At 72.6% G+C, this 303-nt stretch carries 1 protein-coding gene; it reads right to left on the bottom strand.

The window, feature by feature from the left end; translation table 11 throughout:
- A partial coding sequence (locus A612_RS04275; protein ID WP_040436011.1) for a bile acid:sodium symporter occupies positions 1-303 on the bottom strand: 303 nt, incomplete at both ends.

Genomic DNA, 303 nt, shown 5'->3' with positions numbered 1-303 from the left:
CCGGCAGCGGCAGCAGCTTCCACAGCCCGCCCGCGACCGCCGCGCTGAAGGCGGTGTAGACCACCAGCAGCACCGAGCCCTGGTCCACGTACTTGAGCGCCGCGGCGTGGCGCGCCATGAAGCCGCCGATCCACGGACGCAGCAGGTGGCCGGCCACGAAGGGCAGCATCAGCTGCAGCATGATGCGCCCGATCCCGGCGAGCACGTCCTGCTCGGCACTGCCGGCCTGGGGCAGCACGGCGCCCACCAGCACCGGCGTGATGAAGATGCCCAGCAGCGTCGAGGCCGAGGCGCTGCACACGG

This window comes from Melaminivora alkalimesophila (genome assembly GCF_000282995.1).
Lineage (GTDB): Bacteria > Pseudomonadota > Gammaproteobacteria > Burkholderiales > Burkholderiaceae_C > Melaminivora > Melaminivora alkalimesophila.
The sequence above is the reverse complement of the archived record's forward strand: the minus strand, read 5'-3'. Positions and strand labels throughout refer to the sequence as shown.